Below are 21,447 nucleotides of genomic sequence, written 5' to 3'. Positions count from 1 at the left end.
CGGAATGCGCGTGGTGTGGATCGCGTTCGCGCTCGGCGTCGTCGTGCTGCAGCGGCAGGCGGCGTTGCCGGGGGCGGTCGCATGGACGGTCGGAGCAGCCGTGCTCGCGGGCTGCGCGGTGCTGGGCGCGTGGTGCGTGCGTCGAAGGCGCACGCGTGCGGTCGCTGCATGCGGATGGATGCTGTGGGCGCTCGCGGCCTGCGTCGCGGGGTTCGGCTATGCGGCCGCGCGAGCGGAATGGCGCCTGAGCGACAACCTGCCGGCGGAATGGGAAGGGCGCGACATCGTTGTCACGGGGGTGATCCGCGGGCTGCCCGTCGTTGACGAGACAGGCGCGCGACTGCTGTTCGCGGTCGAATCGAACGATGCGGGGCTCGCGCGTTTTCCGCCATTGATCCGGTTGTCGTGGCGCGCGTATGGCGCAGCCGCGCCACGCGACGCGCTTCCCGATTGGCGGGCGGCCCAGCGCTGGCGTTTCGTCGTGCGTCTCAAGCGTCCGCATGCCGAGGCCAATCCGGGTGTGCGCGACAGCGAGGCGGCGTGGCTCGCCGCGGGCATTCGTGCGATCGGCTATGTCAGTGCGCCGCGTCGGGCGGCATTGCTCGACGCACGCGCCTCGGGATGGCGCGCGTCGATCGACCGGGTGCGCGACGCGCTGCGCACGCGCATCGGCGAGGTGCTCGGTACCGATGCGGCGCATCGCGGCATCGTCGCCGCGCTGGCGATCGGCGAGCAGTCGGGCATCGGCGAGGATGACTGGCGCGTACTGCGCAACACGGGCACGAGCCACCTGGTCGCGATTTCCGGTCTCCACGTCGGGCTGGTCGGCGCGCTCGCCGGCTGGCTCGTATCGATGGTCTGGCGCCGCGTGCGCTGGCGCGGGCGGGCCGCGACGCTCGTGCTGCCGGCGCCGTATGCGGCCGCGCTCGCCGCGTTGGTCGCCGCGGCGGGCTACGCGGCGCTCGCCGGTTTCAACGTGCCGGCGCAGCGCGCGTGGTGGATGATCGCCGGCGGCGGCATCGCGTATCTGGCCGGCCGCAGCGTGCCGACGTCCGCGGTGCTCTGCGCGGCGCTCGGCGGCGTGTTGCTCGCCGATCCGTGGGCCGTGCTGTCGGCCGGCTTCTGGCTGTCGTTCGGCGCGGTCGCCGTGATCTTGCTGGCCGTCGCCGGCTGGCGCGCGGTGCGTGAAGCCGACGAAGCCGGCATGGAAGGCGGCGCGGCCGATTGGCGGAGCCGGTTGCGCGCGTGGACGACGCGCTGCGGACGCCGCCTCGCCGACGCGACGCGCGTGCAGTACGCGGTGACGATCGGGCTCGCGCCGCTCACCGCCGCGTGGTTCGCGCAGGTTTCGCTGTCGGGCCCGTTCGGCAATGCGTTCGCGATTCCGTGGGTCAGCTCGGTCGTGACGCCGGTCGTGCTGGCCGGCATCGCGTTGCCGCCGCCGCTCGACGCGGCGGCCTTCCGGCTTGCGCATGCGGCGCTCGAACCGATGATGACGCTGCTCGGGCACCTGGCCGACTGGCCGGCCGGCGTGTTCTGGCTGCGCATGCCCGACTGGCCGGTGCTGGCGCTCGCATGCGTGGGCGTCGCGTGGGTGCTGATGCCGCGCGGCTGGCCGTTGCGCTGGGCGGCGCCGCTCACGTGGCTACCGCTCGTCGCGCCTGCGCCCGATGCGCCACCGCCCGGCGGCTTCCGGATGACCGTGCTCGACGTGGGGCAGGGCGCGGCGGTGCTGGTCGAAACCGCGCGGCGGACCTTGCTGTTCGATGCGGGCCCGGGTGCGGAATCGTCCCACGCCGGTACGCGGATCGTCGCGCCGGCGTTGCGGGCGCGCGGCATCTCGACGATCGATTCGCTCGTGCTCAGTCATGCGGATGCCGATCATGCGGGCGGCGCGGCGGCGGTTTATGCGGCGGCCGACGTGCGCCAGTTGCTGGCCGGCATTGCGCCGAAGAGCCGGCTGTGGCGCGACGCGCAGGCCGCCGGCGTGGCCGATCGGCTGCCGTGCGCGGCCGGGCAGCGCTGGACCTGGGACGGCGTCGCCTTCACGATGTTGTGGCCGCCGGGCGGCCGGAGCGCGGGTTCGTCGAACGGGCAGTCGTGCGTGCTGCGCATCGACGCGGGCGGCACGTCGGCACTGCTGACGGGCGACATCGAGGCCGGCGCCGAGCGCCGGCTGGTGGCCGATGCGCGCGATGCGCTGGCCGCGCAGATCCTGGTCGTTCCGCACCACGGCAGTCGCACGTCGTCGATGGAGCCTTTCCTCGATTCGGTCGGGCCGCGCGTCGCGGTATTTCCTGTAGGCTACCGCAAATATTGACCCTGATAGCCTTATGCAGCAAGGTTTTGCGGCTGCTGTGCTCCGTCTTGTGACCAGATTGTGACCGCATCAGCATGCTGCGCCAGATGGTCGGGCGCAAGGTGCGCGTACCGCAAAACGTGCTCATACTTCGACCATCCGCCCATTTCCATAAGTCGATTCAGCGGCGTACCCGCCTGAACGTGCCAGCTTGCCCAAGTGTGCCGGATATCGTGAAACCTGAAATTCTCGATGCCAGCACGCACGCATTGCCGCTTCCATTGCTCGCTAGTCACGTTCGGAATGACCTTCCCGCGCCGCGAGAATACATGCGTAGGGTGCCGACCGATCCAGCGTCGAATGACTTCTACTGCTTCGTCATTCAGCGGCACGCCGATAGGTCTGCGCGCCTTCGCTTGATCGGGGTGAATCCACGCGCGCCGGTTCACCAAATCAACTTGCGACCATTCCAAACCGAGCAGATTGGCGCGCCGCAGACCGGTTGCGAAACCCAGAGTTGCAACGTCACGTAGCCATTCGGTACTGATTGCCGCAATCAGCCTCTGAGCTTCCTCACGCGTGATCCATCGGATTCGCTTATCTGCCGCCTTTGCTGATTCGAGGATTGGTGCACGGTCTAACCACTCCCACTTGATCGCCAGATTGAATAAGTGCCGCATCGTACTGAGATACAGATTCTTCGATTTGGCGGACAGCGGTTTTGGAGCTTTCGTGCGTGCGCTCCATTGAGGCAGTGCATCGTAGATTTCGTCGCGCGTAATCGAATCCAACAATCGACCTGAAAAATGCCGCCGAAAATACCGAATATGGATTTCAATATTCACATACGATCTAAGGTGCGTTGACTCTTTCAGCATTCGCAGTGCAGTTTCATCCCATGAGCGCCTGGATTTTTCTCCAAGCCTTGCGACGCGCCACAATTCCGCCTTCAGCCTGTCGTGATACTCTTCAGCCTCCTTTTTGTTGGCCGTGCCAGTAGATCGTCTAACTCGCTCGCCACCTGGCGACCGGATGTCAATGTGCCAGATGTCCGAGCCATTGCGCTTACGGAGGGGCATTGCTTCTCCTTTGGTTCCGTTCGCGCCGGTCGACACGAATTATACTCTGTTATGGTTTTCAGTTTCTCAGGCCAGATGCGCCATTGCCTGCCAATCTGGAAGAAACCCATACCTACCTTATGGGCGTAGATAGTCGCGTATGAGACGCCAAGTAGGGCGGCTGCTTCCTTCAAGCTAAGTGCTTTTCTGGGTGATGTGTCGTGCTCGCGGGCGGAAGTTCCGATTGTTTCTATCATTTCTGACCGGTGTTGAATTGAATGGCGAAAGGTTATTAACAAACGGCATCTGTTTCAAATTATATTTAGTCTGACATTGTGTACCTTCTTTTAAATCAATGGTTTATATTTTCAGACTGGCTCATTATTAAGACTAATCGTTGTATTCGGCCAACAAGAAAAGCTCGCTGGTTATTTCGAGTTGCAGTGCCCCTTTGGTGGGCGGTGGTGTATCCTTGTGCAAGGCTCGGCTAACTTGGGCTGCAACGCCAATATGGCTTGCGAGCTAGTGCAGCCTACGCTGCGTACGCGTTCTGAATTACAACAAAGTGAATGCCGATAGGGGATGGCTGGATATGAATCAAGATTGGATCCTCCAGACGAGGGAAACTCGCCGACTCTTCGCCAATGCCACGTGGGTGCCGTTGCGAGCGTCTCGCGATGAAGAACAGGGGGCGGCAGCAGTCAAAGAGGTCGGCTATGTAAGCGAGTACTTTGGCTGTGGATCGGTCGCATTCCCACCAGAAAACCGGGAAATCGCTGAAAACCTGGGTTGGTCCGATCTTGGAATCGGTCACCGTGCGCGACCTTACGCCTACGACGATGGGCACTACTCGCCTATCGATCAGTACCAACGTAACGACAAAGAGCCGATCGGCGTTGAACTTGTTTTTGAGCACGATCAGCCCGTAGTAGGCGGCACGCAATGGATCCTGAATCCCGACATGGTTGTCGCACTCCGCCTAATAAAAGAAGGCAATAACTGGGTACGGCCAGAAGAGGACTTCGTCGTTGTCGCTCGTGAGGTTGTTGATGAAAAGGGGAATCATCGCCTCATTGAAATGAAGCGAGAGTTTCTGATGGACTACCTGGCGGCTCGGGGTCTTTCATTGCGCCTCTCCTACTACCGGCAACGAGTTGAGAACGTTGCTAGTCTTGTTGACAGCGAATACGAGGGCTTGGCGAGTCGTGAGGAACAGCGCGATGGAGGGCGCTATAAACTGCTGATTCGTAGCCTCGAAGACGTCTTTGGCGGAACATGGGCATCGTTCCGAGCATGGAGAACAGATGTAGATGAGGACGAAGATGCGCCTGTCATGGGACCGGAAAGCGATGGCAACACTGCATACGAAAAATCGAGCGGGAAGTACGATGGCTATGGCGGTGTTCGTGTAGAGGGTGAGTTTTGGCGAGAGGAGTGGGTCGAGCATCAACAACGAAGCCTGCGTGTTAGAGGAGATGCAGACCAGACGCTGCCTCAGTTCATCGTTGAGACCGACGGAACGCGAATGGCGTCTTCCGCGCTGGATAATGAAGATATTGGGCGTTGGCTCTGGTTCCGCCCGAGTGTCATTAGCGACCTTCTCGGTCATCGTGGGTTTTCACTCAAGTGGTACACGGCAGAAACCGGCGCGATCTGTTCCACATCTGAATACGCAACACATTTCGGCGTCAACTCGTCGGACCTGGTAACGGTCTACGCCTATGATGTCGCTCGCCTTGCCGCGTGGGAGCAGCATGTCTGGGCCGCACACAATATTGTTCCAGACGGAAAAGTGTCAAACGAATTGCTGGCAGCACAAGTCAGGGCCGAACCAGCATCTACACATGCGGTCGAAGAACTCTTTTTCGCAAGTATGCGATTGCTTGAAGGCGGCTTCCGCGAAGAGCTTGGTGTCTCGCTGTTTACGCACGAAATCGATGACAGCGCTGCGATGCTGCAAATATCACGCTTCTCAAGCAAGGATCAGCCCTCACTGCTGAGGTTGGCGAAGGAAATCATTCGCGTTTTCTCGGATCGAATCAATGTTCGCGACCTTCGCAAGCTTTCGACTCATGCGGAGAAGGATAAGCTTGGGTCGAACAAACTTCTTCAAGATGTTTTGGCTCAGAAGATCGGAGAAGACAAAGCGCGTCGGGTACTTGGTCCTATTGTTGGCGCATATGAAATGCGAGTTGGTGACGCGCACCCAACCGGGTCAAAAATTGCGGATGCGCTCAAGCTTGCCGGAATTGATGAAAGCGGCTCATTCCTGCGGCAGGGTGAACAGCTCATTCACAATTTTGGGGAATCGGTCTGGACGATTGGCTGGTTGCTGTTTGGGCAAAAGGAACGGCAATGAGCACCGTCGAAGTTCTGCATCCCCTTTGCTGAAGCAACGTTCACGTCCACTGTTGGCTTAGCTTGAGCATTCAGTCCGTGCCGTGCGCCCGACCGATCGTGAGCACTCTTGGCTGAGTCGAGATGGGCGGCTGTCTCTCGGGATAAGCTAATTGTAGCTGACTTAGGCAAAGATTCTTGCGCTCGCAGTCGACTAGGGGAGGTACAAAGATACCCCCCGGCACGGCATCCAGAATTTTTTGGATATCCCTGCGTCGTGTTTGTATATCCGAGTTCAGGCGCACTGGCTGTGTTAGGCCGCTTGCTTGGCGGCTCGCACGGCTCGCGCGACTGCGGATTTGCTCACGTCATACTCTGCCATGACTTGCGCCCACGTCGCGCCGTTCGCCACCGCTTGCGCCAAAGCTGCATCGTCGATTGTCTTGGATCGGCCCTTGTACTTTCCTGCGGTCTTGGCGTGCGCGATGCCTTTGGCCTGCATTTCGCGTCGGTTGAGGTAGTCGGCTTCTCCTTGTGCCGCCATGAACGCCAGCACCGCGTCTCTGGTTGCTTTCGCAATTGCGTCAGTAGCTCGGCCATCAAATGTCATGCCGTTGAGCGTACAACGAACCAACACGCCTTTGTCCATGAGGCGGCGCATGGTCGTGTGCAACTCATCGTAGCGGCGGCTGATACGGTCGAGCCAGCGAACCACCAGCACATCGCCAGCGCGAAGGCAGCGCTCAAGGTTAGTCCATTGCTCGCGGTCGAGCGGTGGGATGTGGTATCCGCTTACGCCTTCGTCAATGAACACGTTGGCCGGATCGACATTTAGGGCTTGTGCCTCATCGGTCTGGGTGACGATGGTTTGGCCGTCAACGGTGGAAATGCGGCCATAGTAGAACGTCTGTGACATTGTGTTTTGGTGTCAATAGAGTGTCGTGTCAAATTGTGGCATGGTGTCATTGACCGGTCAATCCTATTGACACCAAAATCGGATGTGTTTTGCGGGTGCCGGTTGGGTATACCCAAAAGGAACTATAGTTTATGAAGGGTTTTCGTAGGTTTTCGTGGAAAAGGGAGAAAACCCGAAAAAGCCCGCCGGCAGGGCGGGGCGAAGGTTTTTGTAGGATTTTCGTAAGAGTTTAGGGTCTTCGTGGGGCGACCGGCAGACAGGGCCGTTTTTCACGGATTCGCGAAAGATTTTGTATCTATTTTTAGAGGCTAAAAGTATCTACTCGCCCGTTACAGGGACGAAGCTTTGAGCGGAGGGTATTCCGGCTCGAATACTGTCCCTTGGCGGGCTTGCTGACGGTATGTACTGTCCTCGGTGGCGTATCACTTGCGGGCTGTTACAGGGGCAGCAATCGAACGCGACGCGCGAGGCGTTCGGATGCTGGCTCGTCGTCGGGATCGGGGGGCATTGGCAACGTGTCCCGTTCGTCGTCCAGGTCATCAAACGTCCAGCGACGAGGGCGCGACGGGCGCTCGCCCGAACGGGTGCGCGTCGCACGGTGGCGCGGTACGAACTTGTCTAGGTCTGGCTTCGGTGATCGCGGGTTCACGGCGTCGGTGATGACGTGGCGGGCTAGTACCTGTGGCGATATACCGCGCGACCGCGCCAGCGCTTCGAATTCCTCAAGGGTCTCTTGATCAAGCAAGATATTGTCGAGTGTGGCGTAACTCATGCTTTGACCTCCCGCTTTACGTGCTTCAGAACGGCTTGAATAAACGCGCGCGTCATCTTAGATGCGTCCGTGCCGTTGGCTTTGGCGTACGCCTTGAATGCCAATAGCTCGTCTTTAGAAATAAGAACATTGAGTTGAGAATCGTTCTTGTACGCTTTTGTTTCGATTGCTTCGTTCACAGATTGGGTGATGTTCATTTAGTGACTCCCAGGTCGAGGTTTTCGAATGCTTCGGTAGGGAAGAAGGGTAGAGCCTTCAATGCGTCGATGGTCTGATTGAATGCACGGTCGGCGTCGTACAGCTTGACTGCGGAATCCTTCCATAGACGCTCAGCACGACGCGATAGCGTTAATGTCTCGCGATCAGATCGCAAGTCCGCCAGCGTCCTTTCAAGGCCGTCCTTGCGCACCAGTTCAATGAATGCCTTCGCCTCGAAGCGCGTCAACGGCTTAGGATGGTCAGGATTGATGTGGTAGTAGCTCAGATAGTCGAACCGGTTAGGGATCGTGTGTGCGAGGTACAGGGGCACCGAAGAAAGCTTGTGCCAGCGGCATTCAATGCGCGTCACCGGCTTGCCGTTCAGAGCGTTCGTCATCATGCAGATAATGCGGTTCTCCTCCCGCTCGGTCTTCGCGCCCTTCATCGCCTCGACCAGACGGTAACGCTGCTCATCATCCTTCGAATAGATGCACGTCCGGGCATCCGACCCGAGCGCGTTGAAGTACATGCCTGTGACGCGTCCAGGGATATCCGTCCCACCCGCAACTGAATATGTCTCGAATTTCCGGGCGTACTTGCTCTCCACCACAAGCTTGTCGATTTCAAGGCCAGGGATATCTACAGCCGAGTGCAGCGATTGAAGCATCGCGCGACGGAGGAGTGTGGCGCATTGTTCGCCATCGCCAATGACACGCTCCAAAGTGCTGTGGAATCGCTCAAGCTCGGCAAGCGAATATTTGGACGGATTCAGGCTGAATGAGAGCGCGCCGTGACACTCGGCGGGGCGCGGCGAGCCAATCCGAATGATCGGGCTGTGGTCACGGTTGCCTACTTCCACACTGTACGCGTACAGGTAACCGCGCCTCCCGCTGACTATCTTTTCCAGTGTTCCTGTTTCTCTCAGCGTTTCTGCATTGGCGAGCAACGGCGCAATCATGCGGTCATGATCTCGCGGGTTCGCGCGCTCGGCGATGGGCAACAACGCAGAAAGGTGGTCGAGCACTGGCTTAAAACATGCTTCCATTTTATTTCCTCATTTTCGTATCCGGGGAAATTCCCTCGACGGCTATTTACGGAGCCGCACGGAATTTCTCTGGATTCGAACGAGGATTTTTTTCTGGGTCTGAAAATGTAGACCTATCCTGAATTTTGGGGACTCTGAGAGTCTAATTTTCGTGGACTGACTATTTGCGGTGTGTGAAGCGTTCCGCACCGCCGCATGCGAACGATTTTAACGATGGCATCGCATCGCATTGCGCTGCACGCCGGTTAGATGCAGGCGTGACCACGTTCAGGCCTGGGTTCGGGATCGAATGGGTAACAAGTAACGTCATACCACCGATGCAGCGGCATTCGCGCCTTGCTCGCGCTGTGCGCGTAGCGCGGATGCGATCAAGGCGTGGAATGCGTTTCAGGAGAGGCGCCCCCTCAGATGGGGAGTCAGACTGATTTACGTATGGTCTTTGTCTTTTTAGATCAATGTGTTGTCATATGGCGGTGGTCGTTGTGCAGAGCTAATGTAACCCGTGCGCGTGCCCCTTGGGGGCGCCGGTAACCCCCAAAGTCGCCATGATTTTCGCTTTTGCATCGTGCGAAATGCCGTGCTCCTGACGAGAGAGCGGCGAACGGCGGAGTACTCAATTGGTAGGCATCGCGGGTATCTCGCCGCATGTGAGTTCAGAATACTCCGAATATTCCCCACTAGTATCTGGTCCGCTGACCACTTTTGCACTCCATTTTCCTGATCGCTTTTCGATTTGAATCGTGGCAAAATGTCCTTCGATCCAGTTTAGCCATTGGTTGCTATAGCCGATCAGGTATTCCCGATATGCTGGAGACTCAATTTGTACTGTCCCGCTATATTCGAGGGGGTTCCCATTTAGAGACTCTGCTAGTGAAATTTTGTGCTCACTTCCAACGAAATTGACAAATTTAAGGTCGGCTAATTCATAGTAAGATGTGGAAGTCGAGTTGTGAACCAGCTTCATGAATGCGCGGTTCGGTTGGCCGCACTTTACAAGCTTTTCCTTGACTGACATCTGTATGGCTTCAGCCATAGCGGCATTATCAGCGGAACTCATTGCGTGGGCGACGGGCGCACCCGTCGCCGCCATAGCAACTAGGATGCGGGCGAAAGCCTTCGTGGAGTTTTTCATAATGTTTTTGCTGATTCGGGTGGTGGTCTGCGAAATCGTTGAGTGACGCGACGGAGGCACTGGCTCGCAATTTTTGAAGATTGTCCTTGGTGTTTGCCTGAGGTGTTTCCGTCGCAAATTCCTTGCCACGATCGACTGACCGATCGGAACGATTGCGAGACCTGCGAGCTTGAAATGCTGACGCTGGTTGCTTCTCGCTTCATTGGTCGGATGTGTTGAACGTGCCTTTCTCGGTGTAGGTTTTTCGAATGGCTTCTACGTCGTTCTGCCACGAGCCGATGGCGAGTTCGTATTTACTGTCGGAATCAGGGCCGAAGCTGTACGCGTCGATTTCGCCGTGCCTGCCCGGATTCATAAACTGGTACGGCTTACCCCACGGATCGTTAGGGAGGTGCGTCAGATAGCCGCTTTTCTTCCAGTTCACGGGAATCGGCTCTGTGGTCGGCTTCTCGATAAGTGCTCGCAGCCCCTGTGCTTGCGTCGGATACGCACCGTTGTCGAGCCGGTAAAGCATCAGCGCGGTCGTGATAACTGCCACATCTTGCGCGGCCGCGATCCGCCTGATTTGGTACGTACGATCCACTTCGGCAGCAGCACCAACGTGCGATGCAGTTGCGTTCACGCAGTTCGGATCGGTTCGCAGTTCGCCCGGGTTTGTGCTACAGGCGGACAGCGCCCGCTGTCGTAGACCAATATCCTGGGTGAATTCGTCTACGTTGTAGACGCGATCTAGATCGGCGACTTTCGTTGCGGGTTTACAGGCTGTAAGCGCTACGGCGAGCGGCAGTAGCCAGAGTGCACGGATCGTATTTTTCGTTCTTCGCTGCATATTGTTCCCCGTTTTGCGTGGCGCTCGTATCGAACGAAGCTGCGCGTGCGCAAGAGTTTTTGTTCATCTGCCGTTCCCGGCATCCCCAGACTGATGCTTTGCGATCGATATCAACACACAATGTCGATAGCAACATTTCAGGATGTTATCTCGCACAGGGTGATCGAGTCACTATCGGTGTCGAAATTTTGTGGTTTTCGACACGGAGTGTTGATATGAGAGCATCCGCGACTCAGGAAGAAGCGTTCGCAAAGCGGATCGGTCAGGCATTAGCCCGCGCGCGACTCGATGCGGAGTTGACCCAAGAGCAGGTATCGGAAGCGCTGGGGGTGAACACGGAAACGATCAGTCGGTTTGAGCGCGGCCATACCGCGCCCCCACTGTTCCGTTTGTTTGAGCTTGCCGGGATCTATCGTGTGCCGCCCGAGACGCTGATTGCCGGTGGAGAAGGGCGTTCGCTCGATCCGGCCCGTGACATTACGGCCCTGATGGGAAATCTCTCGCATGGAGATCGAGAGTTTGTCCGCGAATGGGTTGCGGCGATGTGTGAGCGCCTTGCAAAAGCCAAGCCGGGGACGGCTAAACGATAGCGTGCCGCAAACAACTCGGTGATTCCGGTGCGAAGCACGAGGGCGAGATGTGAGCGGGGTAGCTCATGCACGGCTGCCAACTTCAGCGGAGTGGGGAGACGGCGCGTCTGTCGTTGAGGCTTGAGAAGGAATCTAAGGGAGGTTCCAATCTAGTAGTACAGTGCTGCTGACCATAGTGTTCTACCCGGGGGTATTTCAATGAAACTGAGGCCGGCCTCAGAGGTTTGGGAGGAAATACGCGCGCGCGATCCTTTGCGCGATTTCTATAGCCGTTGGGATACGGTGGGCGAGTCCGACATCGACGCGTTGCGTGAAGCGCTGGATTCGGCGGAGCGCGAAGAAGATATCCAGCAGTTCCTTCAGGCCAACCCCAAATACCTGATTCAACATCTTGGTGGGGGGCATGGGCGTTGGATTATTCCGAAGCAACGCCTTGGCGCCGAACATGTAACGGACTTTATGATCGGAGAAAGGGATTCGATGGGATTCCGCTGGCAAGCGGTGGAATTGGAGAGTCCGTTGGCGAAGATGTTCACGAAGGCGGGTAATCCATCCTCTGCGTTGACTCACGCGATTCGTCAGATACAGGACTGGCGCATGTGGCTCGCAGCGAATCAAAATTACGCTGCGCGAGATAGGAGCGAAGATGGACTTGGGCTCACCGAAATCCATCCGGATGTGGCGGGATTGATCATCATGGGGCGACGGGCAACTGAATCCGAAGATACGCGGCGGCTTCGTCGGCAAATGGGGCGCGATACGAAGATCGAAATCCACACTTTCGACTACCTTCTCGAATCTATCGCTGGTCGTGTCGATAGCCTAAAGGAGCATAGGAGAATGACGGAGCGCTAAAATGGAATATCGTCTGAGCTTGATGGATATCGCGTTTTCGCGTCGAGGCGTGCATGCAAATTGGCAATGATAATTCCTTGTTTTTCTGACGAACATTTTCTGAACATATCGATAAATCTCTTCAGATTGTTCACTTGAAATTTATAGGATTTGATGTATTTGTATCCGCCGTTGACGAAGCAGCGTGAAATTAGCGCCGGGTCAGGCACTGTATCTTCCAGCATAACCTTCTTATACGCTGTTTCTAAGCTCGTAAGAATCGTTGATGGCATGGTGTGATACTTTGAGTCTTCTTCTATCGAGCTAACGATCGATGATAAGCCGTCGGCAAACGTCCTATACGTGTCTTTTTCACTGTGCGTGAAGCTGGCTCCAAAATCGGCGGTTAGGATGGTTCTTCTGACTTCTGAAAATGAGGCGATTCGATTTTCCGGTTCTATTTTGCACATTCTGTCGAGAAGGTCGGCGTGTTCGAAATCTTCAATCTCGTAATCCGCGATCAATTTTTCAAATAACTTTCCGACAAAGTATACTTCGGTTCGGAAATCGTAGATTGAATTCTTGAACTCGTTCGGAAGATCGCACCACCAATTTAGCGATATACTCTTGTCGTAATTTTCGGGCTTGGTGGCCTGTTTTCCAAATCCGAAGTCAATGATTTTTACGGTGCCGTTCTCGGTGACAAGAATGTTGCTATCCCGAATGTCGCGATGGAGTATTCCGTTCTCTTCCAGGTACGCGAAGCCATTAATTGTTTGTGCAAAAATGTCGCTTATTGTTTCTGGGTTAATGAAAAGCCAGAAATCAATTGATTGACCGTCGGCATACTCCATGAGGATGTAGCCGGTTGATTGTTCGGGAAATAGATAATAATTGAATACCCGTACTATGTTTGGGTGGTTGATTAAGTGAAGGAGTTTTATTTCTCGAACGAATGACTCAAAAAATTTCGTGGCATGCTTCGGGTTTGCGGGGGCATATTTTTTGCAGGCAAAGCGTTCGTTGATAACCGGGTCGTGGAGTAGAACGGTGTTGCCCGTTGCGCCTTGACCAAGGCGTTTCTCCAACACGAAATCCTTCTGTCGAACAAATTTGATTACTTGGTTATTCATCGACCGTACCCTGCGACAGTGCATGCGTTGACCGAGTATTATCTGTCGCTTTGGCCCTAATGTGTCAGATTGCGTACCTGTCTGCTCCTTATCCCAGGACTGGGCGCAACTGGTGTGATCTTAGAGTGTGCACACCTTGTGACCAGCTTGTGACCTTCCATATAGTACAAACATCACAAAACCTCTAAAAGTCTGGTAGTGATCGAAGTTTCGGGTTTGACCGGCGCGAAACTTTTATTTAAAAATCATGCACTTGCGTGCTGCTTCTGAAGCATATGTAGGGTAGGCTATCGCAATCGTTTCGGGCATCCGCACCGGACCGTGCTGGCCCGCTACGAGGCGCGCGGGATTCCGCTGCCGCGTACCGATCGCGACGGCGCCGTGCGGTTCGACGTCGCGCCGGCCGGCGGCGGGTTCGGATTCGCGCGCTATCGCGACGAGCGGCGCCGCTACTGGATGGACCGGTGAGCGCGAAGGCCGGCGATCAGGATAGAGAACTCGGGGCCGGCGTGCCGTGCGTGGTGCCGACGGAGTACGAAGCATGGGACTGGCGTGAGAGCCGAGGCGCCAACGCCAGTCGACCACGAAGCATAAGACGGGAGCAAGTGCTGAAGCCCGATTCCCGTCGTCCGCGAAGCATGGGACGGGAGTAACCGCTAAAGCGCTAACTCCCGTCGACAAAGGAGACATCGGCGTTTGAAGGACATCCTCCACTTCTCGCATGCGAACGGCTTCCCGGCGTCGACGTACCGGACGATCTTCGCCGAACTGGCCGACGACTACGAGCTGCGCTACATCGAACGGATCGGCCACGATCGCCGCTACCCGGTGACGCGCGACTGGCCGCATCTCGTCGAACAACTGCTCGACGACATCGGCCGCCGCTACGAGCGCCCGGTCTGGCTCGTCGGCCATTCGCTCGGCGGCTACCTGTCGCTGATGGCCGCGCTGAAGAAGCCGCAGTGGGTGCGCGGCGTCGTGATGATCGATTCGCCGATCATCGCGGGCTGGCGTGCCGGCGCGCTGCGCGCGAGCCAGTGGGCGGGGCTCGACGAGCGGCTGTCGCCGGCCGCGGCGACGCGCAACCGGCGCACGCGCTGGACGAGCCGCGACGAAGTCTGGCGGCATTTCCGCGAGAAGCCCGCGTTCGCGCGCTGGGACGAGCGGATGCTGGCCGACTATATCGACTACGGAATCCCGCAGGCCGGCGCCGACGGCGAGCGCGCGCTCGCGTTCGACCGGCAGGTCGAATACCTGATCTACCGGACGCTGCCGCACACGCTCGGCCCGCGGCTCGCGCACGGCGCGCCGGTGCCGCTCGGCTTTCTCGCGGGCACGCGCTCGCGCGAGGTGCGGCAGGTCGGGCTCGATGCGACGCGCCGCGCGACGCGGGGGCGCATCGAATGGCTCGAGGGCAGCCACCTGTTCCCGATGGAGCGGCCGATCGAGACCGCCCGCGCATTGCAGCGGATGCTGAATTCGCTGAAGGCCGACGAGGGCGGCGTTTCGCAGGCCGGCGCGCCGCTCGCGAAGCGCGCCTGACGTTTCGTCGGCCGGCCGGAACGCTTGTCGGCGCATGCGCGCGGCGCGACCGGGCGGCCGGTTCGCGCCGCCGCGCACGGCCGGCGCGGGTCTGCACGAAAGGGCGCGATCATCACGTCAATTGCTGAGAGAAGGGCGGGCTTTACGGTATAATCCGTTTTTCCCGCGAGCATCCAGCGATGACCAAATATGTTTTCGTCACCGGCGGCGTAGTTTCTTCCCTTGGCAAGGGTATTGCCGCCGCTTCCCTCGCCGCGATCCTCGAATCGCGCGGTCTGAAAGTCACCCTCCTCAAACTCGATCCCTACATCAACGTCGACCCCGGCACGATGAGCCCGTTCCAGCACGGCGAAGTGTTCGTGACGGAAGACGGAGCGGAGACCGACCTCGACCTCGGCCACTATGAGCGCTTCATCAGCACGAAGATGCGCAAGGCCAACAACTTCACGACCGGCCAGATCTACGAATCGGTGATCCGCAAGGAACGCCGCGGCGACTATCTCGGCAAGACCGTGCAGGTGATTCCGCACATCACGAACGAAATCCAGGCGTTCATCGAGCGCGGGGCGGCATCGGCCACCTGCGGCGAGCCGGACGTCGCGATCGTCGAGATCGGTGGCACGGTCGGCGACATCGAGTCGCTGCCGTTCCTCGAGGCCGCGCGCCAGATGAGCCTGCGCCTCGGCCGCAACAGCGCGTGCTTCGTGCACCTGACGCTCGTGCCGTACGTCGCGACGGCCGGCGAGCTGAAGACGAAGCCGACCCAGCACAGCGTGCAGAAGCTGCGCGAGATCGGCATCCTGCCGCACGTGCTGCTGTGCCGTGCGGATCGCCGCATCCCCGACGACGAATCGAAGAAGATCTCGATGTTCTCGAACGTGCCCGAAGACGCCGTGATCTCGGTGTGGGACGCCGACAGCATCTACAAGATTCCGCAGATGCTGCACGACCAGGGCCTCGACCGGATCATCTGCGAAGAGCTGAAGCTGTCGCCGAAGGACGCCGACCTGAGCATGTGGTCGGCGCTCGTCGAGAAGCTCGAGAACCCGAAGCAGGAAGTGACGATCGGCATGGTCGGCAAGTACGTCGACCTGACCGAGTCGTACAAGTCGCTGATCGAGGCGCTGCGTCATGCGTCGATCCACACGTCGACCAAGGTCAACATCGAATACATCGACTCGGAAGAGCTCGAGACGAACGGTGTCGACAGCCTCAAGCATCTCGACGCCGTGCTGGTGCCGGGCGGTTTCGGCCGTCGCGGCACGGAAGGCAAGATCGCCGCGGTTCGCTACGCGCGCGAGTCGAAGGTGCCGTACCTCGGCATCTGCCTCGGCATGCAGCTCGCGGTGATCGAATTCGCGCGCGACGTCGTCGGCCTGAAGCAGGCGAACAGCACGGAATTCGATCCGGACACGCCGGAGCGCGTGGTCGCGCTGATCACCGAATGGTACGACCGCGAAGGCAAGGTCGAGACGCGCACCGAGGAATCCGACCTCGGCGGCACGATGCGCCTCGGTTCGCAGCGCTGCCCGATCAAGCCGGGCACGATGGCGGAAGAAATCTACGGCAAGGACGTGAACGAGCGCCATCGCCACCGTTATGAAGTCAATAACCGCTTCGTGCCCCAGCTCGAAGCCGGCGGCCTTATCATCAGCGCCCGTACCCCGAGCGAGGATCTGCCGGAAATGATGGAGCTGCCGCGTTCGATGCACCCGTGGTTCGTCGGCGTCCAGTTCCACCCGGAATTCACGTCCACGCCGCGTGACGGCCATCCCCTGTTCAAGTCGTTCGTCGAAGCCGCGCTCGCCAACAAGCAAGCGCGCGGAGTGCAAGCATGAAGCTGTGCGATTTCGAGGTCGGTCTCGACCAGCCGTTCTTCCTGATCGCGGGGACCTGCGTCGTCGAATCGGAGCAAATGACGATCGACACGGCGGGCCGCCTGAAGGAGATCTGCGAGAAGCTGAACGTTCCGTTCATCTACAAGTCGTCCTACGACAAGGCAAACCGCAGCTCGGGCAAGTCGTTTCGCGGCCTCGGAATGGACGAGGGCCTGCGGATCCTGTCCGAGGTGAAGCGCCAGCTCGGCCTGCCGGTGCTGACCGACGTGCATTCGATCGACGAGATCGAGCAGGTCGCGTCGGTCGTCGACGTGCTGCAGACGCCGGCGTTCCTGTGCCGCCAGACCGACTTCATCCATGCGTGCGCGCGCTCGGGCAAGCCGGTCAACATCAAGAAGGGCCAGTTCCTCGCGCCGCACGACATGAAGAACGTGATCGACAAGGCGCGCGACGCCGCACGTGAAGCCGGTCTGTCGGAAGACCGTTTCATGGCGTGCGAGCGCGGCGTCTCGTTCGGCTACAACAATCTCGTGTCGGACATGCGTTCGCTCGCGATCATGCGCGAGACGAACGCGCCGGTCGTGTTCGATGCGACCCACTCGGTGCAATTGCCGGGCGGGCAGGGCACGAGCTCGGGCGGCCAACGCGAATTCGTGCCGGTGCTCGCCCGTGCGGCGGTCGCGACGGGCGTCGCGGGCCTCTTCATGGAAACGCATCCGAATCCGGCCGAGGCGAAGTCGGACGGCCCGAATGCGGTGCCGCTGAACCGGATGGGCGCGTTGCTGGAGACCCTCGTCACGCTCGACCAGGCGGTGAAGCGCAATCCGTTCCTGGAAAACGATTTCAATTAAAGATCGAATGAACCTTGCGACGGCTTCGCGCGTCTGTAGCGAAAGCGGTTCCGGCACGCACGCCGTCGCAGTTTGAAGAATCCATCGTCATTCTCAGAGGAAACCCATGAGTGCAATCGTAGATATCATCGGCCGCGAGATTCTGGATTCGCGCGGCAACCCCACCGTCGAATGCGACGTGCTGCTCGAATCGGGCACGATGGGCCGCGCGGCGGTGCCGTCGGGCGCGTCCACCGGCTCGCGTGAAGCGATCGAACTGCGCGACGGCGAAGCCGGCCGCTACAACGGCAAGGGCGTGCTGAAGGCGGTCGAGCACATCAACACCGAAATCTCCGAAGCCATCATGGGCCTCGACGCGTCGGAACAGGCGTTCCTCGACAAGACGCTGCTCGAGCTGGACGGCACCGACAACAAGTCGCGCCTCGGCGCGAACGCGATGCTGGCCGTGTCGATGGCCGTCGCGAAGGCGGCCGCCGAAGAGGCCGGCCTGCCGCTGTACCGCTACTTCGGCGGTTCGGGCGCGATGCAACTGCCGGTGCCGATGATGAACATCGTCAACGGCGGCGCGCACGCGAACAACAGCCTGGACATCCAGGAATTCATGATCGTTCCGGTCAGCCAGCCGACGTTCCGTGAAGCGCTGCGTTGCGGCGCGGAAGTGTTCCACGCGCTGAAGAAGATCCTGAGCGATCGCGGCATGAGCACGGCCGTCGGCGACGAAGGCGGTTTCGCACCGAACTTCGGCAGCAACGACGAATGCCTGTCGACGATCCTGCAGGCGATCGAGAAGGCCGGCTACCGTGCGGGCGAAGACGTGCTGCTCGCGCTCGACTGCGCGGCATCCGAGTTCTACCACGACGGCAAGTACCAGCTCGCGGGCGAAGGCCTGCAACTGTCGTCGGCCGAATTCACCGACTACCTCGCGACGCTCGCCGACAAGTTCCCGATCGTGTCGATCGAGGACGGCATGCACGAAAGCGACTGGGACGGCTGGAAGCTGCTGACCGACCGCCTCGGCAAGAAGGTGCAGCTGGTCGGCGACGACCTGTTCGTCACCAACACGCGCATCCTGAAGGAAGGCATCGAGAAGGGCATCGCGAACTCGATCCTCATCAAGATCAACCAGATCGGTACGCTGACCGAAACGTTCGCGGCAATCGAAATGGCGAAGCGCGCGGGTTACACGGCCGTGATCTCGCACCGTTCGGGCGAAACGGAAGATTCGACGATCGCGGACATCGCGGTCGGCCTGAACGCCGGTCAGATCAAGACGGGTTCGCTGTCGCGCAGCGACCGTATCTCGAAGTACAACCAGCTGCTGCGCATCGAGGAAGATCTCGGCGACATCGCAAGCTACCCGGGCAAATCGGCTTTCTATAACCTGCGCTAACGCGCTACTATCGGGTTCGTCATCTCGACGCCGCTCTGTGCCTGTGCGCGGAGCGGCGCTTCTTATATCTGCGTCTCTTACATGCGGCTTGTCACTGTCGTCCTGATTGCCTTGCTGGCGCTCATTCAGTACCCCCTATGGTGGGGACACGGCGGCTGGCTGCGGGTGCATGAATTGCGTCAGCAGCTCGACGACCAGCTTCAGAAGAACGCGGACGAGAAGCTGCGCAACGAGCGCACGGCCGGCGAAGTGCAGGATCTGCAGAGCGGCACCGCGGCGATCGAGGAGCGTGCGCGCTACGAGATGGGCATGGTGAAGGACGGCGAAGTGTTCGTGCAGTTCGTGTCGCCGAATGCGCCTGCGGGGCCGGTGAACAACACGCCGTCGAATACGTCGACGCGCGGCGCTGTGTCCGCGGCGCCGGTGCGGGTCGTGCCGAATCCGCAGTCGATCGCGAAGCCGTCGCGGCATCACGGCGGCGACAAGGGCAAGGCGGCGCATCACTGAGCGCGATACCTCGAACCCATTGAAAAAGCGCGGGAAATGCCGCGCTTTTTTATTTCCTGCGAGTCGTCAATCGATCGGGCGACGCCTGCTGCTCACCACCACCAGCCCGGGTAGCCGTAACTGACGCCCGTGCCCCAGCGATTGCCCCATCCGCCGTAGACCGTCACGGGCGGCGGCGAGTAATAGGCCCACGCGCGCGCGGCCGCTTCGGCTGCCATTGCGCTGTTCTGCTCGCGCAGGACCTGCTGGTCGATCTCGTCGTAGCGCTTGCGTTCGGCGCTCGACAGCACGGGCGGCTGGCCGCCCGACGCGCCCGGCTCGGGCAGGCGGCTCAGGATCGTGGAGGTCGGCGGCGGCATCGCGCAGCCGGCAAGCGCGAGCGTGCCGGCGGCCATGCTCGCCAGGGCGATGGTGCGGAGGGTGCCAAAGGGGCGGAGGTGACTCATGTGTTTCTCCTGCAGCGCGCCGGCCGTGGAAAACGGCTCGTGCCGAAGGTCGGGCCTCCGGCGCCGGAGCCGCGCGTGCGGCGCTCGTGCGTCATTATGCGCCCGTGCCGCGCCGGCGGCGGGCACGGGCGCGCGGCTCAGTGACGCTGGTCGGTCGCGGGCGCGATGCCGGTCTCGACACCGGGCGCCGCGAACAGCTGCGCGACGTCGACCGGATCGAATTCGTAGCGCTGGTTGCAGAACTCGCAGTGGATCTCGACGTGGCCGCGCTCGACGATCACGCTGTCGACTTCCTCACGACCGAGCATGCGCAGCATCGCGCCGACCTTCTCGCGCGAGCACGAACACTGGAAACGCGTGCCGGCCGGTTCGAAGTGCTGCACGTTTTCCTGCCAGAACAGCCGGCGGAACACGACTTCCGGTTCGACCTCGAGCAGCTCCTTCGCGGACAGCGTGCCGCCGAGCGTGCACACGCGTTCCCACGTGTCGATATCGGTTTCGGCGTTGCGCGGCACGATGCCGCCGTCGCCAGGCAGCTTCTGCAGCAGCATGCCGACCGCGCGGTCGCGATCGGCCGCGAGCCACAGCCGCGTGTCGAGCTGCTCCGAGTGGTGCATGTAGTGCTCGAGTACCTGCGACACCGATTCGAGCGGGCCGTCGACGCCGTTCAGCGGCACGATGCCCTGGTACGGCTGCTGGCCCGGCAGCTTGTCGGCCGGATCGAGCGTGATCACGCAGCGGCCGTGGCCGCTTGCGTTGACGAGCGCCGCGAAGCTCGTGTCGTCGCCGATCGTCTGCGCGGCGTCGCCGGAGAACTTCGCGGTGGCCCGCATCGACAGATCGGACCCGCACTGGACGACCAGCATCTGGACCGGCCCGTCGCCGAAGATCTGCATGATCAGGGTGCCGTGAAATTTCAGGTTCGCGGACAGCAGCGCGCACGCGGCCATCATCTCGCCGAGCACCGTGCGCACCGGGGCAGGGTAGTCGCGGCGGGCGAGCACTTCCTGCCACGTGTTGCGCAGCGAAACGATCTCGCCGCGCACGGGCGCCGCATTGAACATGAATTTCTGTAACTGGTCGCTCACTCTTCTTCCTTGAAATCCGTGCGAATCACCCGATCCGCACGAGTTGCTCCTTGAAATGCGCGCGTCGCTCGACATAGGTCTTCGCGTTGGCGCGCAGCCGCGCGACGTCTTCCGCCGACAGCTCGCGCACGACTTTTGCCGGTGCGCCGAGAATCAGCGAGTTGTCCGGGAACGTCTTGCCTTCCGTCACGACCGCGCCGGCACCCACCAGACAGTTGCGGCCGATGACCGCGCCATTCAAGACCACCGCCTGAATCCCGATCAGCGAACCTTCGCCGATCGTGCAGCCGTGCAGCATGGCCTGGTGCCCGATCGTCACGTTCTCGGCAATCGTCAGCGGAAAGCCCGGGTCGGTATGCAGGACCGCGCCTTCCTGGACGTTGCTGCCCGCGCCGACCGTAATCGTCTCGTTGTCGCCGCGAATCGTCGCGCCGAACCACACGCTCGCGTTTTCCTCGAGCACGACCTTGCCGATGATGGCCGCCGTGTCGGCGACGAATACGCTTTCGTGGATCGTCGGGGCCGTCTCGCCCAGCTTGTAGATCGTCACGGAGTCTCCTTGTCTCTTCGATGATGGGCGTCGGTAGAATGGCGCGTCCGGTTTGCCCGGCGCCTGGCGCTGCAGAACAAACGCATATTGTA

19 protein-coding genes and 3 pseudogenes are annotated in these 21,447 nt (G+C 60.1%); 10 read left to right on the top strand and 12 right to left on the bottom strand.

Features of this window, described 5'->3' with window-relative positions:
- Positions 1 to 4 precede the first annotated feature (4 nt).
- Complete coding sequence (locus tag H0X91_RS04390) at positions 5 to 2,320, top strand: DNA internalization-related competence protein ComEC/Rec2 (RefSeq protein WP_230877886.1); 2,316 nt, start codon at positions 5 to 7, stop codon at positions 2,318 to 2,320.
- 11 nt (positions 2,321 to 2,331) lie between these two features.
- Here H0X91_RS04390 and H0X91_RS04385 read toward each other — a convergent pair whose 3' ends face one another.
- Entirely contained in the window at positions 2,332 to 3,378 is a 1,047-nt protein-coding gene (locus H0X91_RS04385) for a tyrosine-type recombinase/integrase (RefSeq protein WP_196432837.1), read from the bottom strand.
- A 571-nt stretch (positions 3,379 to 3,949) separates the two neighbouring features.
- On the opposite strand from H0X91_RS04385, the gene H0X91_RS04380 reads away from it, so the two are divergent.
- A complete protein-coding gene (locus H0X91_RS04380) occupies positions 3,950 to 5,716 on the top strand; it encodes a hypothetical protein (protein WP_196432836.1) in 1,767 nt (588 codons plus the stop codon).
- A 291-nt stretch (positions 5,717 to 6,007) separates the two neighbouring features.
- Here H0X91_RS04380 and H0X91_RS04375 read toward each other — a convergent pair whose 3' ends face one another.
- The 7 genes and pseudogenes from H0X91_RS04375 to H0X91_RS34935 all read right to left on the bottom strand — a co-directional run.
- Positions 6,008 to 6,610 (bottom strand): recombinase family protein, encoded by a 603-nt coding sequence (locus tag H0X91_RS04375; RefSeq protein ID WP_196432835.1) that lies wholly within the window; start codon positions 6,608 to 6,610, stop codon positions 6,008 to 6,010.
- A 436-nt stretch (positions 6,611 to 7,046) separates the two neighbouring features.
- A complete protein-coding gene (locus H0X91_RS04370) occupies positions 7,047 to 7,382 on the bottom strand; it encodes a hypothetical protein (protein WP_196432834.1) in 336 nt (111 codons plus the stop codon).
- Positions 7,379 to 7,579: a hypothetical protein gene (locus H0X91_RS04365; protein ID WP_196432833.1), complete on the bottom strand. Its 201-nt coding sequence runs from the start codon at positions 7,577 to 7,579 to the stop codon at positions 7,379 to 7,381. Before H0X91_RS04365 ends, H0X91_RS04370 begins: the two co-directional genes overlap by 4 nt.
- A complete protein-coding gene (locus H0X91_RS04360) occupies positions 7,576 to 8,625 on the bottom strand; it encodes a hypothetical protein (protein WP_196432832.1) in 1,050 nt (349 codons plus the stop codon). Before H0X91_RS04360 ends, H0X91_RS04365 begins: the two co-directional genes overlap by 4 nt.
- Positions 8,626 to 9,238: 613 nt before the next feature.
- Complete coding sequence (locus H0X91_RS04355; RefSeq protein ID WP_196432831.1) at positions 9,239 to 9,757, bottom strand: hypothetical protein; 519 nt, start codon at positions 9,755 to 9,757, stop codon at positions 9,239 to 9,241.
- A 265-nt stretch (positions 9,758 to 10,022) separates the two neighbouring features.
- Positions 10,023 to 10,340, bottom strand: a pseudogene (gspG, locus tag H0X91_RS04350) (type II secretion system major pseudopilin GspG); the annotation flags it as partial.
- 36 nt (positions 10,341 to 10,376) lie between these two features.
- Positions 10,377 to 10,586: pseudogene (locus tag H0X91_RS34935) on the bottom strand (EexN family lipoprotein); the annotation flags it as partial.
- 215 nt (positions 10,587 to 10,801) lie between these two features.
- Between H0X91_RS34935 and H0X91_RS04345 the strand changes: the two are divergent.
- Together H0X91_RS04345 and H0X91_RS04340 are read left to right on the top strand one after the other, a co-directional pair.
- Positions 10,802 to 11,176 (top strand): helix-turn-helix domain-containing protein, encoded by a 375-nt coding sequence (locus H0X91_RS04345; RefSeq protein ID WP_196432830.1) that lies wholly within the window; start codon positions 10,802 to 10,804, stop codon positions 11,174 to 11,176.
- Positions 11,177 to 11,374: 198 nt separating this feature from the next.
- Positions 11,375 to 12,031, top strand: a complete 657-nt coding sequence (locus tag H0X91_RS04340) for a Shedu anti-phage system protein SduA domain-containing protein (RefSeq protein ID WP_196432829.1) — start codon at positions 11,375 to 11,377, stop codon at positions 12,029 to 12,031.
- On the opposite strand, the gene H0X91_RS04335 is transcribed toward H0X91_RS04340, so the two are convergent.
- Positions 12,028 to 13,143, bottom strand: coding sequence for a protein kinase family protein (locus H0X91_RS04335; RefSeq protein ID WP_196432828.1), 1,116 nt, complete (start codon positions 13,141 to 13,143; stop codon positions 12,028 to 12,030). The genes H0X91_RS04340 and H0X91_RS04335 overlap by 4 nt on opposite strands.
- 282 nt (positions 13,144 to 13,425) lie before the next feature.
- On the opposite strand from H0X91_RS04335, the pseudogene H0X91_RS04330 reads away from it, so the two are divergent.
- The 6 genes and pseudogenes from H0X91_RS04330 to ftsB form a co-directional block, all read left to right on the top strand.
- Positions 13,426 to 13,611, top strand: a pseudogene (locus H0X91_RS04330) (hypothetical protein); the annotation flags it as partial.
- A 228-nt stretch (positions 13,612 to 13,839) separates the two neighbouring features.
- Positions 13,840 to 14,685, top strand: coding sequence for an alpha/beta fold hydrolase (locus H0X91_RS04325; RefSeq protein WP_006493957.1), 846 nt, complete (start codon positions 13,840 to 13,842; stop codon positions 14,683 to 14,685).
- Between the two features lie 179 nt (positions 14,686 to 14,864).
- Positions 14,865 to 16,523 (top strand): CTP synthase, encoded by a 1,659-nt coding sequence (locus tag H0X91_RS04320; RefSeq protein ID WP_006478404.1) that lies wholly within the window; start codon positions 14,865 to 14,867, stop codon positions 16,521 to 16,523.
- The gene (gene kdsA / locus H0X91_RS04315; RefSeq protein ID WP_006485302.1) at positions 16,520 to 17,374 is read left to right on the top strand and encodes a 3-deoxy-8-phosphooctulonate synthase; all 855 of its coding nucleotides are present in this window, start codon (positions 16,520 to 16,522) and stop codon (positions 17,372 to 17,374) included. Before H0X91_RS04320 ends, kdsA begins: the two co-directional genes overlap by 4 nt.
- 106 nt (positions 17,375 to 17,480) lie before the next feature.
- Positions 17,481 to 18,764 (top strand): phosphopyruvate hydratase, encoded by a 1,284-nt coding sequence (gene eno / locus H0X91_RS04310; RefSeq protein WP_006478406.1) that lies wholly within the window; start codon positions 17,481 to 17,483, stop codon positions 18,762 to 18,764.
- A gap of 81 nt (positions 18,765 to 18,845) precedes the next feature.
- Complete coding sequence (ftsB, locus tag H0X91_RS04305) at positions 18,846 to 19,271, top strand: cell division protein FtsB (RefSeq protein ID WP_006485304.1); 426 nt, start codon at positions 18,846 to 18,848, stop codon at positions 19,269 to 19,271.
- Between the two features lie 92 nt (positions 19,272 to 19,363).
- Here the strand turns inward: ftsB and H0X91_RS04300 are convergent, their stop codons facing one another.
- From H0X91_RS04300 to H0X91_RS04290, 3 genes are all read right to left on the bottom strand, one after another.
- A complete protein-coding gene (locus tag H0X91_RS04300; protein WP_196432827.1) occupies positions 19,364 to 19,717 on the bottom strand; it encodes a hypothetical protein in 354 nt (117 codons plus the stop codon).
- A 137-nt stretch (positions 19,718 to 19,854) separates the two neighbouring features.
- Positions 19,855 to 20,805, bottom strand: a complete 951-nt coding sequence (gene hslO, locus H0X91_RS04295) for an Hsp33 family molecular chaperone HslO (protein WP_006485303.1) — start codon at positions 20,803 to 20,805, stop codon at positions 19,855 to 19,857.
- A gap of 25 nt (positions 20,806 to 20,830) precedes the next feature.
- Positions 20,831 to 21,355, bottom strand: a complete 525-nt coding sequence (locus H0X91_RS04290) for a gamma carbonic anhydrase family protein (RefSeq protein WP_006478410.1) — start codon at positions 21,353 to 21,355, stop codon at positions 20,831 to 20,833.
- Positions 21,356 to 21,447: the final 92 nt, after the last annotated feature.

It is taken from the genome of Burkholderia sp. 9777_1386, assembly GCF_015712265.1.
Lineage (GTDB): Bacteria > Pseudomonadota > Gammaproteobacteria > Burkholderiales > Burkholderiaceae > Burkholderia > Burkholderia cenocepacia.
Note: the sequence above shows the minus strand (reverse complement) of the source record. Positions and strands in the feature narration are given on the sequence as shown.